General features: G+C 47.4%; 17 protein-coding genes. 13 read left to right on the top strand and 4 right to left on the bottom strand.

The genetic code is table 11. The features are described 5' to 3' along the window. Positions 1-22: 22 nt before the first annotated feature. The 4 genes from sufD to sufB are packed head-to-tail and all read left to right on the top strand — an operon-like array spanning position 23 to position 4,396. Complete coding sequence (gene sufD / locus WFK81_RS01310) at positions 23-1,330, top strand: Fe-S cluster assembly protein SufD (protein WP_336784656.1); 1,308 nt, start codon at positions 23-25, stop codon at positions 1,328-1,330. Then, positions 1,327-2,553 (top strand): cysteine desulfurase, encoded by a 1,227-nt coding sequence (locus WFK81_RS01305; protein ID WP_336784655.1) that lies wholly within the window; start codon positions 1,327-1,329, stop codon positions 2,551-2,553. The genes sufD and WFK81_RS01305 overlap by 4 nt, the downstream gene beginning before the upstream one ends. After that, the gene (gene sufU / locus WFK81_RS01300; protein WP_336784654.1) at positions 2,540-2,965 is read left to right on the top strand and encodes a Fe-S cluster assembly sulfur transfer protein SufU; all 426 of its coding nucleotides are present in this window, start codon (positions 2,540-2,542) and stop codon (positions 2,963-2,965) included. The genes WFK81_RS01305 and sufU overlap by 14 nt, the downstream gene beginning before the upstream one ends. A 33-nt stretch (positions 2,966-2,998) precedes the next feature. Continuing rightward, a complete protein-coding gene (gene sufB / locus WFK81_RS01295) occupies positions 2,999-4,396 on the top strand; it encodes a Fe-S cluster assembly protein SufB (RefSeq protein ID WP_132307553.1) in 1,398 nt (465 codons plus the stop codon). 134 nt (positions 4,397-4,530) lie between these two features. Here the strand turns inward: sufB and WFK81_RS01290 are convergent, their stop codons facing one another. Both WFK81_RS01290 and WFK81_RS01285 read right to left on the bottom strand, forming a co-directional pair. Next, positions 4,531-5,595, bottom strand: a complete 1,065-nt coding sequence (locus tag WFK81_RS01290; protein WP_336784653.1) for an HD-GYP domain-containing protein — start codon at positions 5,593-5,595, stop codon at positions 4,531-4,533. Positions 5,596-5,732: 137 nt separating this feature from the next. After that, positions 5,733-6,482, bottom strand: a complete 750-nt coding sequence (locus WFK81_RS01285; RefSeq protein ID WP_336784652.1) for a molybdenum cofactor biosynthesis protein — start codon at positions 6,480-6,482, stop codon at positions 5,733-5,735. Positions 6,483-6,581: 99 nt separating this feature from the next. Between WFK81_RS01285 and moaA the strand changes: the two genes are divergently transcribed. From moaA to ytvI, 5 genes are all read left to right on the top strand, one after another. Next, positions 6,582-7,583 carry a GTP 3',8-cyclase MoaA gene (moaA, locus tag WFK81_RS01280; protein WP_336784651.1) on the top strand — a complete coding sequence of 334 codons (1,002 nt, stop codon included), beginning with the start codon at positions 6,582-6,584 and terminating at the stop codon, positions 7,581-7,583. 19 nt (positions 7,584-7,602) lie between these two features. Then, positions 7,603-9,042, top strand: coding sequence for a bifunctional metallophosphatase/5'-nucleotidase (locus tag WFK81_RS01275; protein ID WP_336784650.1), 1,440 nt, complete (start codon positions 7,603-7,605; stop codon positions 9,040-9,042). A gap of 120 nt (positions 9,043-9,162) precedes the next feature. Further along, positions 9,163-10,281 (top strand): HD-GYP domain-containing protein, encoded by a 1,119-nt coding sequence (locus tag WFK81_RS01270; RefSeq protein WP_336784649.1) that lies wholly within the window; start codon positions 9,163-9,165, stop codon positions 10,279-10,281. 132 nt (positions 10,282-10,413) lie between these two features. Next, the gene (yfkAB, locus tag WFK81_RS01265) at positions 10,414-11,550 is read left to right on the top strand and encodes a radical SAM/CxCxxxxC motif protein YfkAB (RefSeq protein WP_336784648.1); all 1,137 of its coding nucleotides are present in this window, start codon (positions 10,414-10,416) and stop codon (positions 11,548-11,550) included. Positions 11,551-11,685: 135 nt separating this feature from the next. After that, positions 11,686-12,717 (top strand): sporulation integral membrane protein YtvI, encoded by a 1,032-nt coding sequence (ytvI, locus tag WFK81_RS01260; protein WP_336784647.1) that lies wholly within the window; start codon positions 11,686-11,688, stop codon positions 12,715-12,717. Between the two features lie 141 nt (positions 12,718-12,858). Here ytvI and WFK81_RS01255 read toward each other — a convergent pair whose 3' ends face one another. Both WFK81_RS01255 and WFK81_RS01250 read right to left on the bottom strand, forming a co-directional pair. Beyond that, entirely contained in the window at positions 12,859-13,080 is a 222-nt protein-coding gene (locus WFK81_RS01255; protein ID WP_336784646.1) for a glycine zipper 2TM domain-containing protein, read from the bottom strand. Positions 13,081-13,204: 124 nt separating this feature from the next. Next, the gene (locus tag WFK81_RS01250) at positions 13,205-13,906 is read right to left on the bottom strand and encodes an endonuclease/exonuclease/phosphatase family protein (protein ID WP_336784645.1); all 702 of its coding nucleotides are present in this window, start codon (positions 13,904-13,906) and stop codon (positions 13,205-13,207) included. 540 nt (positions 13,907-14,446) lie between these two features. Here WFK81_RS01250 and WFK81_RS30930 point away from each other — a divergent pair. The 4 genes from WFK81_RS30930 to WFK81_RS01230 all read left to right on the top strand — a co-directional run bounded on the left by WFK81_RS30930 (position 14,447) and on the right by WFK81_RS01230 (position 21,727). After that, positions 14,447-14,596 (top strand): spore coat associated protein CotJA, encoded by a 150-nt coding sequence (locus WFK81_RS30930; RefSeq protein ID WP_442956024.1) that lies wholly within the window; start codon positions 14,447-14,449, stop codon positions 14,594-14,596. A gap of 208 nt (positions 14,597-14,804) precedes the next feature. Beyond that, on the top strand, positions 14,805-15,068 hold the full coding sequence (locus WFK81_RS01240; protein ID WP_336774263.1) for a spore coat protein CotJB: 264 nt from the start codon (positions 14,805-14,807) through the stop codon (positions 15,066-15,068). Between the two features lie 50 nt (positions 15,069-15,118). Next, positions 15,119-15,694 carry a manganese catalase family protein gene (locus WFK81_RS01235; RefSeq protein ID WP_336784644.1) on the top strand — a complete coding sequence of 192 codons (576 nt, stop codon included), beginning with the start codon at positions 15,119-15,121 and terminating at the stop codon, positions 15,692-15,694. Positions 15,695-15,973: 279 nt separating this feature from the next. Beyond that, a complete protein-coding gene (locus WFK81_RS01230; protein WP_336784643.1) occupies positions 15,974-21,727 on the top strand; it encodes a S8 family serine peptidase in 5,754 nt (1,917 codons plus the stop codon). Positions 21,728-21,810 lie beyond the last annotated feature (83 nt).

The raw sequence follows: 21,810 nt of genomic DNA, 5'->3' as shown, positions 1-21,810 counted from the left end.
GCGGAGAAGGGAGCATAACGGGATGAGTACACAATTAACGACTCCGACGGACCGTCAATCGGCCGAAGCGCTTGCACGCAGCAAAGGCGAACCGCAATGGCTCGTCGATCTTCGCGGTGAAGCGGCTGAGCTGGCTGGCACATTGGAATGGCCGAAGCCGGAGAAAATGCGCATCGACCGCTGGAATCTGACAGCTGTCGGCGCTTATGAGCAGGGGAAAGCGGTAGGTTCGGTTGCCGAGCTGCCGGAAGTAGTCCGCGAGCTGGTCGCTGAAGGTACGGAGAATATCGTCGTTCAGCACAACTCGAGCGCGGTTCTGAAGCAATTGTCCGCAGAGCTTGCCGCTAAAGGCGTTATCTTCACAGATCTCGAGACGGCATGCAAAGAGCATGCGGATCTCGTTAAACCATATTTGTTCCAAGCGGTATCCGCTGGCGAGAACAAGCTGACCGCCATGCACGCAGCACTATGGAACGGCGGCGTATTCGTATACGTGCCTAAGAATGTCGAAGTTGAGCTTCCGCTCCAAGCGGTGCTGTTCAACAACAAAGCGGACGCTGCATTTGCTCCGCACATTCTTATCGTTGCGGAAAGTAACAGCTCGGTTACTTACGTGGATTATGTCGTATCCGAACCAGGTTCGATTGATTCGCCATTCGTTCATCATTCGGTTGTTGAGGTATTCGTGAAGCCAGGCGCGCATGTTCGTTTCGGTTCCATTCACCATATGGCCGAGAATGGCGTTGATATGACGCTCCGCCGCTCCGTTATCGAGAATGACGGGCAAATGGAGTGGGTTGTCGGCGACTTGAACGACGGCTACACGGTATCCGATACGGTATCCTTGCTGAAAGGCAATGGCTCGAACTCCGATGCGAAAGTCATCAGCATCGGCGGCAACGAGATGAAGATGAGCCTTACGACGCAAGCGACGCACTTCGGCCGCAGCTCGGAGTCCAACATGGTAACCCGCGCGGTTATGAGAGACAACGCTACGGCTATCATCAACGGCATCACGAAGATTGAGAAGGGCGCTACGAAAGCTAACGGCGTGCAAACGGAAAAAGTTCTTATGCTCAGCCCGAAAGCGCGCGGTGACGCCAATCCGATCCTTCTGATCGATGAGGACGATGTTAAAGCGGGCCACGCGGCAAGCGTAGGCCAGGTTAACCCGGAGCAGGTCTATTACCTGATGTCCCGCGGAATCAGCAAGCAAGACGCTGAACGTTTGATTATTTACGGATTCTTGGCGCCTGTCGTATCGGAGATTCCGATTGATGCGGTACGCGAGCAGCTTCAGCGTTTGCTCGAAAGGAAGCTTGAAGGATGAATATAGAAGCGGTAAGGGAGCAATTCCCGATACTGCATCAGCAGGTAAACGGGCATCCGCTCGTTTACCTCGACAGCGCGGCGTCTTCCCAGAAGCCGCGTTCCGTCATTGATGCGGTTAGTCGTTATTACGAACTGGATCACTCCAATGTGCACCGCGGCGTCCATACGCTTGGTTCCCGGGCGACGGATGCTTATGAAGGCGCACGGGAGAAGGTAGCCAAGTTTCTCAATGCGAAGTCGGCGGAAGAAATCGTGTTCACGCGCGGTACAACGACTGCGCTTAACCTAGTCGCATCGAGCTATGCCCGCACCGTTTGCAAGGAAGGCGACGAGATCGTCATTACGCCGATGGAGCATCATGCCAACCTTATTCCGTGGCAGCAGGCAGCGAAAGCGACGGGAGCTACGCTCAAGTATATTCCTCTTCAGCCGGACGGCACGATTTCGTTGGCGGACGTGGAACAGGCGGTTACGCCAAATACTAAAGTCGTTGCGATGACTCACGTATCGAACGTGCTTGGCGTTGTTAATCCTATCAAGGAAGTTACGGCTATCGCGCACAAGAACGGTGCGGTAATGGTCGTTGACGGAGCGCAAAGCACGCCGCATATGAAGGTTGACGTACAGGATTTAGATTGCGATTTCTACGCTTTCTCTGGTCATAAAATGTGCGGGCCTACCGGTATCGGCGCGTTGTACGGCAAGAAGGAGCTCTTGTCGAACATGGAGCCGATCGAATACGGCGGCGAGATGATCGACTTTGTTGATTTGTATGAATCAACTTGGAAGGAATCCCCGTATCGCTTCGAAGGCGGTACGCCGATTATTGCGGGAGCCGTAGGACTTGGCGCCGCGATTGACTTCCTGGAGCAGATCGGACTTGACGAGATCGATAAGCATGAGAAGAAGCTGGCTGCCTACGCCTACGATAAACTGTCCACGATTGAAGACGTTACGATTTACGGGCCAAAAACGAACCGCGTTGGTCTTGTCACGTTCAATCTGGGCGACATCCATCCTCATGACGTATCGACCGTGCTTGATTCTTACGGCATTGCGATTCGCGCAGGCCATCATTGCGCCCAGCCGCTGATGCGCTGGCTGAATGTATCGGCTACGGCGAGAGCAAGCTTTTATCTATACAATAACGAGGAAGAGATCGACCGCTTGGTGGACGGCCTCATCCGGACAAAGGAGTTCTTCGGTCATGCAATTGGATGATTTATATCGCCGAGTCATCATGGATCATTATAAAAATCCACGCAACCGCGGAACATTGGATACTGATGCCGTCACCATCAACTTGAACAACCCGACTTGCGGCGACCGCATCTCGCTTCAGCTTCAAGTAGAGGACGGCAAAGTAATCGATGCGAAATTCAGCGGAGAAGGCTGCTCCATCAGCTTAAGCTCCGCGTCAATGATGACGGAAGCTGTTAAAGGGAAAACTTACGATGAAGCTCTGGAGCTTGCCGAACGGTTCTCCGGATTGATGAAAGGCGAAGATGTGGAGTTCGAAGAGAACGAAGATATCGAAGCCTTGTCCGGAGTCAACAAGTTCCCTGCACGGATCAAATGCGCAACACTGGCGTGGAACGCTTTGCGCAAAGGCATCGAGCAGAAGCACGTATAGAACGAATCGAATACTTGAAGGAGTGTGAATACCATGCCAGGAACAATGCCTGAAATGGAAGATTATAAGTATGGTTTCCGTGACGAGCATAAAGCGGTCTTCCAATCCGGTAAAGGGTTGACGGAGGAAATCGTACGCACGATTTCCGAAATGAAAGGCGAGCCGCAGTGGATGCTCGAGTTCCGCCTGAAATCGCTGGAGCAATTCAACAAAATGCCGATGCCTAACTGGGGCGGCGATATGGCTGATCTTGATTTCAGCGATATTCAATACTATGTTAAGCCATCCGAGAAGCAAGGCAAGACATGGGAAGAAGTACCGCAAGAGATCAAAGAAACCTTCGATAAGCTGGGTATTCCCGAGGCGGAGCAAAAGTTCCTTGCCGGCGTATCCGCGCAGTACGAATCCGAGGTTGTCTACCACAGCATGCAAGAAGAGCTGGAGAAGCAAGGCGTTATCTTCACCGACATGGATACCGCGCTTCGCGAATATCCGGACCTTGTAAAAGAATACTTCAGCACGATCATCCCTCGTACGGACAACAAATTTGCCGCTCTGAACAGCGCAGTATGGTCCGGCGGCAGCTTTATCTATGTTCCGAAAGGCGTAAAATGCGAAGTTCCGCTGCAAGCTTACTTCCGCATCAACTCCGAGAACATGGGTCAATTCGAGCGTACGCTTATCATTGCGGACGAAGACAGCTTCGTACACTACGTAGAAGGCTGTACGGCTCCAATCTACAGCACCAACTCGCTGCATAGCGCGGTTGTAGAGATTCTTGTTAAGAAGAACGCTCGCTGCCGTTACACAACGATCCAGAACTGGGCGCCAAACATCTACAACCTCGTTACGAAACGCGCGGTTGCGGAAGAGAATGCGACTATGGAATGGGTTGACGGCAACATCGGCTCCAAGCTGACGATGAAATACCCTGCGGTTATCCTGAAGGGCCGCGGCGCAAAAGGCATGGTACTCTCTATCGCCGTTGCGGGCAAAGGCCAGCATCAGGATGCAGGCGCGAAAATGCTTCACCTGGCTCCTGACACAACTTCGACGATCGTATCGAAGTCGATCAGTAAGCATGGCGGTAAAGTAACTTACCGCGGTCTCGCATCGTTCGGGCGCAACTCCGAAGGTTCGAAATCCAACATTAAATGCGATACGCTCATTCTCGATAACGAATCGACATCCGATACGATTCCTTACAACGAGATCATGAACGACAACATTACGCTCGAGCACGAAGCAACCGTATCGAAGGTATCCGAGGATCAGCTGTTCTACCTGATGAGCCGCGGATTGTCCGAAGCGGAAGCGACGCAAATGATCGTAATGGGCTTCATTGAGCCGTTCACGAAAGAGCTCCCGATGGAATACGCGGTTGAGATGAACCGTCTCATCAAATTCGAGATGGAAGGCTCGATCGGTTAATAAATGTTTTGGATACGTGTCCGAGAATCTCGGGCACGTATTTTTATTTTGGAGGAGAGGACTTGGGTGGAAATATGCAAAAAATGAAAACGCCCGTCCAACCTGGACGGGCGTTTCTACGGACAGTTATTCCATTAAAAAATAATTTCCTTGATCTCGTATTCACGGTCAACGGTAAGATCGATAAACCGTTCGCCCGTCTGAACAAGCGGTCGGAAAAATTCGGTTGGATGGGTCATGACGATAGTACCAACTTCACCGGATTCGAGGACGGCTTTTTTGCCGATAAAGTTAGGAATCATATGCTTGATAAACGTATGGGTCGTATGCGCATCCAGCTCGTTAAAGCTCATCTTGTACAATTCCTTTAATACATAGAACAAGTCGCGCTTTTTCTTGTAGACGCGTTCGGAGATCATCGCGCTGTAAATATCGACGACGGCAATAAGCTTGGACACCGGGTGAATCTCATCGCCCCGCAGGCCATGCGGATAACCGCTGCCGTCAATGCGTTCATGATGCTGAAGAGCGCTGAGCGCCATCATTTCCGAATTGTCCTCAAACGATTGTTGAATAATATCATAGCCGTAAAGCGTATGCTTCTTTACTTCTTCGAATTCCACGTCGGTCAATTTGGCGGGCTTGTTCAGGATGCCGGAAGGAATTCTGCTCTTGCCGATATCATGGAGATAGCCGGCTTTCGAAATTTCAAGCGCTTCCAATTCGGTATACCCAAGCCATGAAGCCAAGTAGTAAGATAACATGCCCACTTGCACGGAATGCTGATACGTATAATCATCAGCGGTATTTAACAGAAGCAGCATGGAGACAACATCGCGCTCCATTTGAAAATTTTTAAGAAGAGGCTGGAAGGCCGTTGCGACCTCGTCCTGTTTTACGAGCTCGCCCTCGGTTGCTTTCTGGAACAAATCCTGGAAGCCTTTGACGGCATTCTCGTAATCGGGCCTAACGTTGGGCAGCCATTTGGGATTTACGGTAGTCTCAAGCGTGCGATGAACAGGTGGCTCTGTAGTCCGTCGGTCCTCAATGTCAACATAGTCAACTTGATGCTGAAACAGCTTCGCAATATCCTTCTGCGCCAGGATGGTACCCTTGGACAGAACGTGAAGGCCGTATCCGTTAAAGGTGTCCTTTAGCAGGATATCCCCCTCTTTTAAATCTGAAATATGCAGCCTCATCGTTGCACCTCTATAGTAAATTATGTACGGTATATATGAAATAATAGTAACAATGAATGAATGTAATGGCAATAAGAGGGATGCGAAAACATGACTATTGTCCTATACATTTAGCACCACTCCAAAGTTGCCAACCATTAATTGGGCAGAGGTTCAATCGGATTCCACGGGCTTCCCTGTTGATGCCCTTTCCATTCGGAACCGTCTTCCCATATTTCCTTTTTCCAGATGGGAACGATCTGTTTCAATCTCTCGATGGCGTAACGGCTTGCTTCATAGCAGGCATCCCTGTGGGGGGAAGAAACCGCGATAACGACACTGGTCTCCGCGAGACCAACAACGCCGATCCGATGGGAAATCGCCGTTAGCGTGCCCGGCCAGCGCTCATCAAGCTCCGCTCCGATCTGTTCCATCGTACGTACGGCCATTGGCGCATAGGCTTCGTATTCCAGGCGTACCGTGCGCTGTCCATGGGTCCATTCGCGGGTCGTCCCCACAAAAGCCATCGCTGCGCCATGCGCGGGAACAATAACTTTAGCGATCACTTCATCCGAAGTGATCGGATGCTTCGTAATGACGTAGCGTCCGCACGCAGAGGAGCTTTCCGCTGGGTCTGCTTCATTCTCCTCCGGCTCTCCGCCGGAGACGGGAGGCAGGACCGCAAGCTCGTCGGATGCTTGAATAACGGTATCGTCGGAAGCATAGGTCTGATTACAAGCAACAAACGAAATGCGCACAAGCTCTGACTGCTCCGGAAAACGGCCGGCGAGCTCCTGCTTGAGTGCCGCTACCGTCATGAAAGGAGTGTCTGTCTCTATTTGAATGACCGGGCTGCCGAAACGGTCCGAAAGCCCGGCGAATAATTGGATTTTCCAAGTGAATGCCATGTCACATAACCTCTCATCGATTAAGGGTAAACTCCGTATTAGCATACCATAATCATGCGAAAAATGTTATTCTAGTAAAAGAGAAAAGGAGTGAGAGGCATGCCCCCATTGTTGGACCGTTTCGGGAGAGAACACGATTATTTGCGTATTTCGGTTACGGATAGATGCAATTTGCGTTGTTTGTACTGCATGCCTGAGGAAGGTATGGAATTCGCCGACGCCAGCCATCTGCTCAGCTATGATCATATCGTCGAGGTCGTTCAGACCGCAGCGGAGCTTGGCATTACCAAGCTTCGGATTACGGGCGGCGAACCGCTGGTCCGCCCGGGCCTGGATGGTCTGATCCGCAGGCTGAAGGCGATACCGGGCATCGAGGATATCGCATTAACGACTAATGGCATGCTTCTAGGCAAATATGCCGAGGCTTTAAAGGCTGCGGGATTAAACCGCGTGAACATCAGCCTGGATACGCTTGATCCAACGAGGTTCAAGTTTATTGCCCGCCGCGGCGAGCTGAAACGGGTGATTGAGGGGATTGAGGCAGCCGGCAGGGCTGGCCTAGCTCCAATTAAACTGAATTGCGTACTGCTCAAAGGGATAAACGAGGATGAAATCGCTTCGTTCCTGAAGCTGGCTTACGAGCAGCCGATGCATGTCCGATTTATTGAATATATGCCGATTGGCCATGCGGACGATAATTGGCGAAAGTCTTATTTGCCGCTGTCGCATGTGCTGGATACGGCAGAACGCGAAGGATATACGATTACAAGACGTTCCAACTTAAAAGGAAACGGCCCGTCCGACGATTGGCAGATGGAAGGCGGCAAAGGTTCGTTTGGCCTTATTCATCCGGTCAGCGATCATTTCTGCAAGAGCTGCAACCGGCTTCGCCTGACGGCGGACGGTTCGATGAAGCCATGCCTCTATTGGGTGGATGAGCTGAACGTGAAAGCGGCGCTTGGCGATCCGGAAGCGATGCGCGATATTTTCTATAAAGCGATGGATCTGAAGCCTGAAAATCATGAAATGGCGGCTAAGCTGGCAGATGAAGCGTTATCCCATACGCCAACCGACCGCCGGATGTCTCAAATTGGCGGGTAACGAACCGGAGGAGGCAGGCATGACATTCTCAAACCGATCAATCCTAATTTTACACAGCAACGATATTCATAGCCGTCTCGAGAATGCAGCAAGAATGATGACCTATATAGAGGAGCAGCGTGCTGCCTACGGCAACGACCGTGTTCTCTGCCTGGATATCGGCGATCATATGGACCGCATCCGGCTGGAAACTGAGGGCAGCGACGGCTTAGTAAATGTCGAGCTGCTGAATGCGGCCGGTTATGATGCGGTGACGCTTGGCAATAACGAAGGCCTTACGTATTCGAAGGATACTCTTGAGCGCGTATACCGCGAGGCCAAGTTTACGCTCCTTGGCGCAAATATGCGCGAGCTTGATACCGGAAAGCTGCCGGAATGGCTTCTGCCCAGCACGGTTATGGAGAAGAATGGCATCCGTATTGGTCTGATCGCCGCTACGGCCCGTTATACGGACTTTTACGAGCTGCTTGGCTGGGATCTGACCGATCCGCTTGAAGCCATTGCAGAAGAAGTGAAGAGGCTTAGAGAACAAGTAGACGTGATTGCGGTAATGTCGCATCTCGGAATTAACGTGGATAAGCAGATGGCGGAAAAAATACCCGGCATTGATCTGATCATGGGCGGGCATACGCATCATTTGCTTGAAGAGCCGCTTGTTATCGGCGGCACCTCGATCTGCGCCGCCGGGAAGTACGGCGACCAGATTGGACGCGTCGAGCTCGAGCTTGACGAGAGCGCGAAGCGCCCTTTTATTCGCGCAGCATGCGTGCCGATGGCCGCCTATGCGGAGCATCCCGCAGCCGCCGCGATAATCGGCGGCTACCGCGAGGCGGGCGAGCGGCGCCTCAGCCGGGTTATCGCCCGGCTGGATGCGCCGCTGCCCGCCCTCCCCGAGCGGGAATCGCCGCTCGGGAACCTGCTGGCCGCCGGCCTGCGCCGCCATGCCGATGCCGAGATTGGCATCGTGAACACGGGGCAGCTGCTAGGCGGCCTGCAGCAGGGCGACGTGACGGAGGGGCAGCTGCATGCCCTCTGTCCGTCGCCGATCAATCCGTGCCGCATGCTGCTTAGCGGCGCGAATATCCGGGCAGCGCTGGAAGAGGCGCTGCTGCCTTCCTTCACGGGCATGCCGATCAAGGGCTACGGCTTCCGCGGCGAGGTGCTTGGGACGCTTGCGATTGACGGCATGGAAGTCGAATATGATCCATCGCGTCCGGAGCTGCATCGAATCGTGTCGATTCATGTTAACGGCGAGCCGCTCTCCGATGAACGGGAATACGTGGTTGGCTGCATCGATATGTTTACGTTCCATATCGGCTATTTATCGCTGGGACTGGCGACGGAGGTGTCCTACTATCTGCCTGAATTTATCCGGGATCTTCTGGCAGAAGAGCTGCGGGAGGGGCATGGAATTAGGGCTTGTCACCAAGAAAGATGGAGAATATTGTCGAATTTTTAGTATAAAATGGTTGCCAAGCGTGAATTTATACCTTACATTAACAATACGGCTAGTTTTGACCGAATATAAGTGTATAAGTTCTTCAATTAGTTAGTTTTGTTAAGGGGAAGGATCAGGAACATGCGCTTGGTACCCATATCGCAATGCCAGCCTGGCATGAGACTTGCCAAAAAGATTTTCTCGGGAGACGGATTAGTCCTCTTGGGAGAAGACATGGAATTAACGAGTCGCCATATTTTCCGTTTGGAACAATATGGTATTCATTATGTATTTATTAAGGATCCGAGGACGGATGATATCTTAGTTCCGGAAATTATAAGCGAGAATACGATCAGTCTCGCATTAAAAGAGATCAAGACGAATTTCCGCGCGATGATGGAATTGCCGAAGCAAAAGAAAGGCGCTCCATACCCGTACATCGCACAGCCTTTTAAACAGATCATGAATATGATTATTGATGATTTGTCCAATCATAAGGACGCCATGATAATGCTGATGAACATGGGAATTGTCGACGAATATCTTTATCAGCATTCGCTGAATGTCTGCGTATACACGACGTTGCTTGGCTCTGCCTACGGTTATACGAGAGATGAATTAACGAAGCTCGGAATGGGAGCATTGCTTCATGACATCGGAAAGACGCAAATCCCGATTGACGTGCTGAAAAAGCCGGGCTCTTTGACCGATCATGAATTCCGGATGATGCGCAATCACGCCAAAATCGGATTCGAGCTCCTGAAGGATGAGCCTAATATGCCGCTAATTGTCGCGCATTGCGCTTTCCAGCATCATGAACGGGTTGACGGCAGCGGTTACCCCCGCGGGATCAAAGGGGATGAAATCCATGATTTCGCCAAGTGGATCGGCTTGGTTGATTCCTATGACGCGATGACAACAAACCGCGTATACCGTGCGCCTATGCTGCCGCATCAAGCGATTGAGCTGTTGTATGCCGGGACGGGTACATTGTACGAACAGCATATGGTTCAGCTTTTTAGAGACAAGGTGGCTATCTATCCGATCGGGATAACGGTCAAGATTCATACGGGAGAGACCGGCGTTGTTGTTGATTTCAATCATGCGTACCCGCATCGGCCCATTATTCGGCTGCTGTATAACGAAGCGGGGGAAGAGCTGTCTGCGCCTTACGAAATCGATTTATCGAAACAGCTGAGCACAATGATTATCAGCGTAAACGGCCAACAGTCGAATGTTGGACTGGCCTCGGGTATTTAATAGGAGAAAAGGAGGCTGATTGGCCTCTTTTTTCGTTTTTTATGCCTATTTTCATTTGCTTCATTCCCCTTCGAACATTACAATGGTATAAGCTATACCCAATTTAACCATGTAAGTCAGGTGCTGATATTGATGAACACGATAGATTATGCTTTGAAAAACAATACCCTCACGCCGTTATCCCCCCTTAATGATCCTTGGGACCCAATCCGATCCTTGCAGCAATATGGACGCCATACCTTGACCAGCGTCGAGATGACGGTATCCAACCTGTGCAATATGCGCTGCGAGCATTGCGCCGTAGGCGATACGCTTGTGATGTCGGAGCCGGCTAAGCTTCCGCTCGAGCTGATGATCAAGCGTCTGGATGAAGTAAAACATTTGGAGACCATAAGCATTACGGGCGGAGAGCCGTCTTTCTCGGACCGTACCGTGAAGGAATACATGGTTCCGCTGCTGCAATATGCGAGAAGCCGCGGCATCCGTTCGCAGATCAACTCGAATGTCACGCTGCCGTACAGCCGTTATGAGCAGCTCGCTCCTTATCTGGATGTTATGCATATTTCGTTTAACTACACGAATGCGGACGACTTCCACCAGATTGGCTTCGCAAAGGCCGGCCATGCGGTATCCCGCGAAGCGGCTGCCAAGCTGTACGACCGGATGATTGATAATGCCAAGCGTTTAAGTGATGCAGGTGTTCTTGTATCCGCCGAATCGATGATCAACTACCGCACCCATCATCAGATTGAAGAGATTCACCGGCTTATTGTCGAGATGGGCTGCCAGCGACATGAGGTGCATCCGATGTATCCTAGCTCGTTCGCGAAGGATCTCCCGGTCCTGTCGAAGGAAGATATGCAAAGGGCCGTCAGCAGACTGCTCGATGCAAGAGACAGGAACGTGTGGATGCTGTTCGGGACCCTGCCGTTCTACCAGTGCAGCGACAATCCGGAGGAACGGAAGCTCTTGTCGAGACTGGCTTCGGAGCCGAATGTGACGGTGCGCAACGATCCGGACGGCCGCAACCGGCTGAACGTGAATCTGTTTACCGGCGAGGTATTCGTAACGGACTTCTCCGACGTGCCGGCATTCGGCAACATTAACGATGAACAGCTCGATCAATTGTTTGACCGCTGGCTTGACCATAAGCTCGCGAGAAGCGTGAACTGCCATTGTCCGGCGGCGGCCTGCTGCGGTCCAAACCTGCTTGTTAAAGACATGTATTACCCTGAGGTGGACTTCCACCGGAAGAAAGCCATTCTTTAAGCTTCCGCGCGGAAAAGGGGACATTACTTTCGTAATTGGGCGTATGCTGATAGTGGACGAAGCTCATAAGAAAGTCATTGCCCCGCTTACATAACGGCTCGTAACTTTTCCAGAGGAAAGGAGGGTATCGTTAAAGTGTCGATAAAAACGTTAGTCATGGTTGCGTTTGGGCTATTCCTGTTGTATCTGCTGTTTACGGTTGGGGCGCCGTTCCTGCTTGCGCTGGTTGTCGCTATATTTCTGGAACCGCTGACCCAGTTTCTTATCCGCCGGCTTAAGACCAATCGTCTCATCGCCTCTACGATTTCAAGCAGCTTGTTTACCGTAATCTTAATCGGCTTGATGGCGCTGCTGGGGGTTAAGGTAGTCGCGGAGCTTATCGCCTTCGCGCAGAAAGTACCTAACTATGTTGAGGACGCAAGTACATACGTAACCGATCTGGTCGAGAATGCAAGATCGCTTTATGCGAACTTCTCTCCGGATACCGTAAGCCAAATCGAGAATTGGCTGACCGATATGAGCAAGTCGCTCACTGGCATGGTAGGCTCATTATCGTCCTCGGTTATTTCTTTTGCTTCAGGTATTCCGAGCATGTTCATTTTCTTTATCGTCTTCCTGGTTGCCGTCTACATGTTTGGCTTCAGCCTCAATACGATGAAAGATACGTTCTTAACCCTGTTCGAGGAGAAATCGAGGCCTCAAGTAAATGAAGTATTGGATAATTTGAAAAAGTCGATTTTTGGCTTCCTACGTTCGCAAATTATTCTAAGCGCTCTTACTTATGTCCTCTCGTTAATCGGTCTGATCATCCTGGATATCAAATATCCGCTTGCGATTGCCCTTCTTATCGTCATCGTGGATATTATGCCAATCCTGGGCACAGGCACGGTGCTTGTCCCGTGGGGAACTTACCTGGTGATCACCGGCGACTTGTATGCCGGAATTGGACTTTACATCCTATTCTTGTTCATGACGGTATTCCGCCGTATTGTAGAGCCTAAGATTCTGGGCGATTCGGTAGGTATAGGCTCCTTGTCCGCTTTGATCAGCTTGTACGTTGGGTTTAAGCTGGTGGGCGTAATCGGGGTATTCCTTGGACCGCTCGTTGTTATCATCTACATGGCAATCCGCAAAGCAGGCTTGTTCAAAATTAATATTAAGCTGTAAGGGATCCGGCAGATTTGCCGGATTTTTTTATTTGGATAGTACGCCAAAAGACAAAGGTAAAGGGTTATAACACAAGAAGAGGGCGAAGAATTTCTCTACGCCCTGCTTTTACCAATTTAATAGATGGTTCGTATGTGGAGATTATTCTCGGTGTGAAGCGTCGCCACTATCTTCAGCAGCATCACCAGCTTTATTGCCCAATGCAGCACCGACGATACCGCCTATAACCGTTCCTACAGGTCCTAAAGCAGAACCTGCAACAGCGCCAACAACACCACCGCCCACTGTTCCTGCTGCTTTTCCAACTCCAGCTGTATCGTTGTGGTCAGAATCGTGTCGATCGCGGTCATTGTGATTAGTCATCTATCACACCTCCTATGATTTTAGGAATGAAGCTACACTGTAACAACATTCTTACGTATCTTTCCCCAACCTGGTTGAAAAATTCTAAAATGTAAAACAGTCCGGAAAGATGGAACGCTTTAGACTATTTCGGATTATCTACTCTCCAGCGAAGCTCAGCAATGACCGGATAATGATCCGACGCGACGGAAGATTGGATCCTCGCTGAGACGTGTTCTGTCGGCATGTTTACAAAGATATGGTCAACCTCTCCGCCATTCTGGGCGGTAGGGAGCTTGTTTTGCAACACGATTTTTTGCCAATGAGAATTCAAACGTTCCATCAAAGGATCGTCCATCTCCATATTAAAGTCCCCGGCTATGATCGCAGGCTTTCTTAGTTTGGTTAAAGCATCCAAAAGAATCGGAATCTGCTTTAGCCGCTCCTTTGTATGCACCCCCAAATGGGTATTAAGTACGCTGACGATTTCCTCTCCTATTTGCAGTCTCGCCGTTAGGATGCTCCTTCGCTCTTTGGATCCGCCAATGTACTGAATATCTTTAGAAATAATCGGATAGCGGCTTAGAATGGCATTACCATATTGGACGATGAGGAGGTTCACACTGGGGGAGAAGCAGAAATACATCCCAAGCTGTTTAGCCAGCCAGTTCAATTGATCTTTAAAACCACTTCGAGGTAAAAACCGGTCAACACCCTGCAAGGCAACAACATCCGCACGCGCTTTCGTAATTTGATCTGCTATGCGGCGCAAACTGGTTTTCCCATCCATGCCTTTTCCGTGTCTTATATTATATGTCATCACTCTTAAATAGCTGTTGTCGTACATCAAGTTCACCTCTCTCTGCTTATTTTTGCAAAACAACCGGCTCACACGGCTAAAATTATGATACCTGTGGTCGAATTTGACGATATTAATATGTGCTCATGTTTGTTGAACTTTAAACATTAAATTATAAGATATCCGGCAGATTCTGCCGGATTTTTTATTATTGTAATAATGGGGAAAAGCCCTGTTGGCATACAGTGTTTAGGAGATGTCTAAATGTCAGGGAGGGATATCCGGATGACCACCGAGAGCAATAACCGCGTGGAGAGCAATGCCAATTTGGCTGCTCAAGCTGTAAACGCTCCTAATGCAGCGAATGCGGCAAACGCCGCAAACGCATCTAATGCAGCAATAAATGCTGCCAACGCTGAAAATGTTGCGGCTGCAGCCAATAATGCCCCTGTCGCAAACATGGCGGCTGTGGAGAACGTGGCAATGGGGATGGAGAATAAGGGATATAAGACCGCGAATAATACGAACCCGCTTAATCAGGTCCATGTGTATGAGCCTTTTATTGGTCCATGTGATCCATGTCCGCCGATGAAACTAAAAACCTACGTATTACCGCCAAACCTGTTTATCCCGTATCAGCCGCAAGGGCTGCCTCAGTTCCCTATTCATGAAGCGCTAAGACGGGGGACGCTCTGGCCGGCTTTGTACAGCTCCTATCAATCCAAGTTTTACTTGTAAGTTTATCCTTACGAAGTAAGAATTGCTTCACTTGCTTACGAAGTAAGAATTATCACAAATGGCCTTGAGAATGGCCAAATGTGTGACAATTCTTTGGTTTATCCTTACGAAGTAAGAATTGCTTCGCTTGCTTACGAAGTAAGAATTATCACAAATGGCCATGAGAATGGCCAAATGTGTGACAATTCTTTTTAGGAGGTTGATTTTCTTGAGCATTGTTCTGGACGAACAATACTACAGCAAGCTGGAAGAGCTTCAGGCGATAAGTTTTGCCTTGGTAGAATTAACCTTATATTTGGATACCCATCCACATGACGCGCAGGCGATCCAGCAGTTTAATCAGCTTGCGATGCAACAACATCAATGCAGGCAGGTGTTTGAAAGCCTCTACGGGCCTATGCTTCAATTCGGGAACAGCTTCTCGAATTATCCTTGGCAGTGGTCTCAAAGCCCATGGCCGTGGCAAGTGTAAAACCGGAGTATGCCTGTATTTCCACTTGAGAAAGGGGACGTGTCTAAAGGATGTGGTTATATGAGAAGAAGCTGCAATACCCCGTAAAGGTAAGCAAATGTGATCCTAGGATGGCCAGATACTTAATCGAGCAATACGGCGGGGCGGATGGCGAATTATCTGCGGCGCTGCGTTATTTAAATCAACGGTATTCGATTCCGGATAAAGTGATAGGATTATTAACGGATATAGGAACGGAAGAATTCGCCCATTTGGAAATGATTGCTACAATGGTCTATAAATTGACAAAAGATGCAACTCCTAGGCAATTGGATGAGGCGGGGCTAGGAGAGAACTTTGTCAACCATGATAATGGAATGATGTATGTGAATGCTTCGGGTGTTCCGTGGACTGCAGCTTATATCCAAGCTAAAGGAGATCCAATCGCTGATCTGTATGAGGATATTGCCGCTGAGGAGAAGGCACGTGCAACCTACCAATGGCTAATCGATATGACCGATGATGTGGATTTACAGGATGGGTTAAAGTTTCTTCGTGAGCGAGAAATCGTGCATTCATTGAGGTTCAGGGAAGCGGTTGAGATGATTAAGTCTGATTGGGGCACGAAAAAAGTATTTAAGGTGTAAGGTAGGAATTCATATCGCCGAGCAATAGTTAGACAGCAGCCGATTCATTATCGGCTGCTGTTTTTATTGAAACAAGAGGGAAATTTGATAATCTGTTAAACACAAAGTAGTTTTAGTATCTCATGCCAGTTGTATGTCAGCTAACTAAAGGTAGTTATTTTATATATTTGGCTTAATTGGATAAATTTAATAAAAATATCATTTACAGAAAATTACTAATAATTTACAATACGAGAGTTGAGGGGAAACTTCCAAAAAATATGAAGGAGTGTCATGACTTTGGGGAAAATTATGTTTCGAAGAGGGCTAGCAATATTACTAGCCCTGGTAATGTTTTTTAGTTTGGATTTATCAGCTTTTGCAGAAGAAAACAACTCTGCTAATCAGACAGAATCTTATCTAATCGGTTTGAAGAGCTCATCGAATCCAGAAAAGTTTGTAGCAAAGAAAAAATCTGTAGGTAAAAAAGTGAAAAAAGGGAAGAGATCAAATACACTGTCCATGAATTTGACGTCTGCGGAAGTTCAAGATCTTCAAAAAGACGCGGATGTTGCGTTTGTCGAATCTGATTCCATCGTAAATATTGAATCGATAGATCGTGCTGAAAAAAATCATGACTTCGCGAGGAAAGTTAAGAAGAACCAGGAAACAATTCCGTGGGGGATTCATGCGGTTGGTGCAGACTTAACCAAAAATAAAGCGAGTGGAAAAGGAGTTAAAGTAGCTGTACTTGATACGGGAATATCGCTACATTCCGATTTACAGATCGCAGGAGGGGTATCATTTGTTGATGGAATCTCCAGCTACTCCGATGATAATGGTCACGGAACTCATGTAGCAGGAACGATTGCTGCTCTACAGAATAAAGATGGTGTTGTAGGAGTTGCCGATAAAGCCGAGATCTACTCCGTTAAAGTACTTAACGAATCGGGATCCGGAAGTTACAGTCAAGTTATCCAAGGCATCGAGTGGGCAATAGAAAACAAGATGAACGTGATTTCGATGAGCTTCGGCGGTGCCCAATTCAGTCAAGCATTGAAAAATGCAATTCAAGCTGCCGATCAAGCAGGTATTATTATCGTCGCTGCTGCCGGAAACTCAGGAAAAGGTGAAGAGACAGAGTTGTATCCTGCACTCTTCTCCGAAGCGATTTCAGTAGGGGCTGTAACAAAATCGAATCAAATTGCGAGTTTTTCTAGCACCGGTAATGAAGTTGATATAGTAGCACCGGGGTCGGAAATTGTAAGTACGTTAAATGATGGTACATATGGAGTGATGTCTGGCACCTCTATGGCAGTTCCTCACGTGACAGGGGCGGTGGCTGCCTTATTATCTGCTAATAAGAAATGGAATAGTGTTCAGGTTAAAGATACGTTATTTAATACGGCTACGCCTTTAGGTGATCCACACGAGTATGGACATGGAATGATTAACTTAGCCAGGGCTTTGGGAATTATCAACAGTCCCATCCCACCTCTTGAGGATAGCGTCCCCAATGAACCAACGACTCCTCAGGAGCCTGAGCCAACTCCCACTCCTCCAAGCAACTTAGAAGGTTTCGATATTTTAAAAGCAGATGAATCCATTCTGCAGGCATTTAATATGCTAGCCTTTTTAAGTGATCAGGCCAATGCGAATAACAACTTGGATTTAGCTAAGAGAATTGAAAATAAAAAGAATGATTTCATCAAGATCAGTACAGAGCTGCATAGTATGCCTGCACAGATTCAAGATATTTCTAAAGACAGTGTAGGGAGTTATACGGCCTCGCAGCAATCGTTCTTCAATGATAAAAGCGTAGATTTTAATAAGTTAATTGATCAAATGAATTTAGCTATCTCCGAATTCAAAAAACAATTCCCTAATTTATCAGATGAGATAGGTGTTCAAGCGTACGATTTGGTTGGAAACAACCAACATATATATCCTGGTGGCTCAGCTACCGTCTCGCTGAAACTCTCGAGTTCAAAGCCCACAGTTACTATAGGTGTGTTTGATCCAAGCGGTACCAAAATCACCGGAACGGTTTTATCAAATGTATCAGCTAATGTACCGGTAAGTTATAATTGGACTTCTTCGTCCTCTGCCGTTACCGGAACTTATCAAATCAAATACTACTATGACACCACCAACCCTGCTGACTTATTCTATGTATACGTAGATCCTAGACCAGCACCTTCGGCTCCATCGGGGTTATCCACCTCAGCTACTAATAATAGCATCACCCTGTTTTGGTCCGCATCTTCAGGGGCAACTTCTTACTCTGTCAGTCTAAACGGTAGCACGCAGGGGAGTACGACCGGTACTTCTTATACATTTAATAATCTTACGAGCGGCGCTACTTATACAGTTGGGGTAGCAGCAGTTAATTCGAGTGGATCGAGTGCCTTTTCGACAACAAGTCGCGCTACTCTTCCGAATGCGCCGGGTGCACCTGCCGGTTTATCTGCAAGCCCGGACACTAATGCGATTACCTTAACTTGGAACGGAGTGAGTGGAGCTACTTCTTATCGTGTGTACTTAAACGGCTCTAACATTACATCTGTTAGTACGACGAACTATACATTCAGCGGACTCACCCAAGGAACTTCCTATACTTTAGGGGTAGCTGCAGTAAATACGAGTGGTACAAGTGCGATATCCACCATAAATGCTTCAACCACGATACCGGGTGCACCAGTGGCTCCGACAGGACTCGCTGCGACTTCTACGACCTCAAGTATTACATTAACTTGGAATGCCGTATCCGGTGCAACTTCATATTCTTTGAGACTAAACGGAACCAATGTTACGACCACAACACTTACATCATATACGTATACCGGATTAACGGCGAACACAACATATACGCTAGGTGTCGCTGCAACTAATGCTATTGGAACGAGTGCTTATTCCACTTACAGCAAGGCGACACAATCGGTAACGATTCCGGCATTAACTCTGAACACTCCTATAGATGTCGATTTACCATCAGGTATAAGTCAGGTTTATACATTTACACCGAGTGTTACAACTCTGTATCAAATATATACAGGCCCTTTTGGCGGTACTGGAGCAAATAACGATACCATTCTTGAGATTTATTCTGATGCGGGGCTCACGTCTCTACTATCATCCAACGACGATTCGAACGGAACTAATTTTTCTACGATTAAAGTAAATCTTAATGCGGGCACAACTTATTATGTAAAACTGAAAGGTTTCTCTTCGACCGCAGTTCATGCAAGAATAAATGCTATTATTGCACCACCGGATCCGATCGTAATAAACCTAAACAGCTCAGTAAACGTGGACGCCGTTGCTAATCTGTACAAGCTATACAAATTTACTCCGAGTACGTCTGGAAGCTATAAAATCGCTACAGGCTATTATGGTGGTTCTGCTTCTTCAGGTACAAACGATACACTATTGTACGCTTATTCGGATGCAGCATTATTGACTCAAATTGGTTATAACGACGACAGTAACGGAACAACTTTCTCGGAACTTAAACTTAATTTAACGGCTGGAGTTTCTTATTACATTAAAGTGGCAGGTTTTGGTGGTGGTGCCGTTCATGCCAATTTGACAGTCACGGCGAATACGTCCATCGAATTCACAGATATAATAAATAAAGTGAATTATGAAATGAACAATGTTGCCGGTCAAATTTCATACTTTAAATTTACAACTCCTTCTACAGTAGGAGCAGGTAACTATCGTTTCTATACATCCCCTTATCAAGGAACGGGTGCTAATAACGATACGATAATCGAAATCTATTCCAATCAAGCTTTAACAACACTCATTGCTAGTAACGATGACGTATCTGAGAATCCTTACGGGGGTAATTTCTCGAAAGTAGAGCTCTCTCTATCTGCAAATACAACATATTACATCAAAGTAAGACCTTATAGTAGCACCGGTACTGTCCTTGCCCGTTTCACGGTCGAAGACGACTTTGATTCAACTCCTTCACTTGCAGTTCCTGCTACATGGGAGCAAATTTATTCGCAAGATCTTTCTTCTCGATATGATACCGATTATTACAAAGTTGTTGTTACAGAACCTACATCCGTCCATTTAAACGTAACGGTAAATACAATTACTTTATTGGACAGCAGTAGCAATGTAGTTGGCATTTTTACCCCTGATAACGTAGATTCCTTTGATATCTCTGCAGGAACATACTATGCGAAGGTAGCTTATAACGAAGATTATACAAGCAACATATTATCTGCAGCAGATGAAGCAACAACACTTGGTCTAGGCTATGAATTATCGCATAAACAGGCTACCGTTAGCTACGGTTCAGCAGGCATTGCTTCACAAGCGCTTCAAAGTTTTATTGACCCTTCTAAAGCGGATCTCTCGGACTATGCAACTATTACTTGGGGTTACTCTAGTGACCATAATGGAACACTTGTCCAAGTCATAGACCAGCAAAATTATGTCATTTATGAGGAGACATTGGGCTTCCGAGCAGGCAGTTGTACTCCTTACGGTGCACCTGATTATGTCAAGGTATCTCCATGTAAACATTCATTTGTATGGAATGGGAAAGTAAACAAAAATGTTTCCAGAGCTATTCCTGTTTATAATGTTTACAATGGTGATTTGGAGTATTATTATGCTAAGAATGGCAAGTATAGCGTCAAAATCAAGCCAACCGACCAGTATTCTCAGCATGCATCAGTCCAAAAAGTTACCGTTATTAATCAAGCAACAACATTAACAGGACTCATTCCAGCACCACCGATTAAAACGCAAAAAAAATCTGGTTTGGTAAACGTGACGGCAAGCAACAAAGATAAGTGCCTTGAATGCCGCAATTACTTCTACAAATATATCTGGAGCAAAACATCATCAACCCCTCAAGAAACACAATATGTCGGTTGGTCAGGATCCATTTATGGTCTAAATGGGCTTGAACGTTTTTGGAAAGGTGCAGAACTATTTGTCTACGATCCGAATAAGTCCGTGCTCGATAATGTTCTTAATCTTTCATCTATTGCAGGCATGTTCGTACCGGTATTTGATGCGGCAAATTCAGTTGTATATCTGATGAAAGGAGATGAAGTCAACGCCAGTATTTCGGCCATATCCGCCATTCCTTTCTATGGGGATGGAATAGCAGGAGTTAAACTTATACGTCGACTTCACTACTTATCGGGTTGTATTAACTGTTTTACTGCCGGTACGAAAGTAACAACGCCAGACGGCGAAGTATCTATAGAGAACATTAAAGTCGGGGATCTTGTACTTTCCAAGGATCCAATCACAGAAGTTACAGCGTATAAATCAGTTGAACAAGTGTTCCAGAAGGATATCGATGAGTCCTGGAAAATTACTGTCGGTGGAGAAATCATCACGACAACGTCAGAGCATCCATTCTGGATAGTAGACAAAGGTTGGGTATTAGCCAAGGATCTGACCATAGGAGATCAGTTCGAAACTTATGACGGCAGCAAAATATTCGTAGAAAAGATTGAAAATATACAAGAACACAATGTTGTTTATAACTTTGCCGTTCAAGACTTCCACACCTACTATGTCACCAATCTTAAAATTCTGACTCATAATGCTGCTTGCTTAACGGCTGCAGACTATATTGCCAAAAATGTTTCCCAATACACTTCCCGATTAACGTCGGGTACATCCGGAAATATTTTGGCTAAGGAGCTGGAGGCTGCAAGTATTTCCGCACCGAGCATCCCTGGAGTCGATAAGTGGGCGGCGCATCATATTATTGCAAAAACAGTTAACAACAATCCAAACATACAGAAAGCTCAAACTATATTGTCAAACCACGGTATTGATATCAACTCCGCAGCTAATGGCGTTTGGTTACCGATGCGTAAAGGGGAGTCGGCAATTGACATTGACGGGACTTTCGTTTCTACCCATAATGGCTATCACGTAGGCGACTATTTCAAATATGTGGCAGATACGCTTGAACCTGTCAAGAACAACAAGCAGGATGTTCTACATGCAATTGAATCAATCAGACAAGATCTTCTGACTGGTAAAATTCGATTAGGTAACATTGAGTAATAAAATTTATAATTTATAACACATCCTCTCTGTGCGATAATAGTTTTATCATGCAGAGAGTCTATAATTAGTGAGGGATGAGA

The sequence above is a fragment of the Paenibacillus sp. MMO-177 genome (assembly GCF_037147795.1).
Lineage (GTDB): Bacteria > Bacillota > Bacilli > Paenibacillales > Paenibacillaceae > Pristimantibacillus.
Note: the sequence above shows the minus strand (reverse complement) of the source record. Positions and strands in the feature narration are given on the sequence as shown.

Excerpts from the sequence above, each read along its gene's own strand:
- WFK81_RS01235 (WP_336784644.1), top strand. The coding sequence starts at position 15,119 with ATGTGGTTATATGAGAAGAAGCTGCAATACCCCGTAAAGGTAAGCAAA.
- WFK81_RS01285 (WP_336784652.1), bottom strand. The coding sequence starts at position 6,482 with ATGGCATTCACTTGGAAAATCCAATTATTCGCCGGGCTTTCGGACCGT.
- WFK81_RS01250 (WP_336784645.1), bottom strand. The coding sequence starts at position 13,906 with ATGTACGACAACAGCTATTTAAGAGTGATGACATATAATATAAGACAC.
- WFK81_RS01275 (WP_336784650.1), top strand. The coding sequence starts at position 7,603 with ATGACATTCTCAAACCGATCAATCCTAATTTTACACAGCAACGATATT.
- WFK81_RS01270 (WP_336784649.1), top strand. The coding sequence starts at position 9,163 with ATGCGCTTGGTACCCATATCGCAATGCCAGCCTGGCATGAGACTTGCC.
- sufB (WP_132307553.1), top strand. The coding sequence starts at position 2,999 with ATGCCAGGAACAATGCCTGAAATGGAAGATTATAAGTATGGTTTCCGT.
- sufD (WP_336784656.1), top strand. The coding sequence starts at position 23 with ATGAGTACACAATTAACGACTCCGACGGACCGTCAATCGGCCGAAGCG.
- WFK81_RS01305 (WP_336784655.1), top strand. The coding sequence starts at position 1,327 with ATGAATATAGAAGCGGTAAGGGAGCAATTCCCGATACTGCATCAGCAG.
- sufU (WP_336784654.1), top strand. The coding sequence starts at position 2,540 with ATGCAATTGGATGATTTATATCGCCGAGTCATCATGGATCATTATAAA.
- WFK81_RS30930 (WP_442956024.1), top strand. The coding sequence starts at position 14,447 with ATGAAACTAAAAACCTACGTATTACCGCCAAACCTGTTTATCCCGTAT.
- WFK81_RS01290 (WP_336784653.1), bottom strand. The coding sequence starts at position 5,595 with ATGAGGCTGCATATTTCAGATTTAAAAGAGGGGGATATCCTGCTAAAG.
- WFK81_RS01255 (WP_336784646.1), bottom strand. The coding sequence starts at position 13,080 with ATGACTAATCACAATGACCGCGATCGACACGATTCTGACCACAACGAT.
- moaA (WP_336784651.1), top strand. The coding sequence starts at position 6,582 with ATGCCCCCATTGTTGGACCGTTTCGGGAGAGAACACGATTATTTGCGT.
- yfkAB (WP_336784648.1), top strand. The coding sequence starts at position 10,414 with ATGAACACGATAGATTATGCTTTGAAAAACAATACCCTCACGCCGTTA.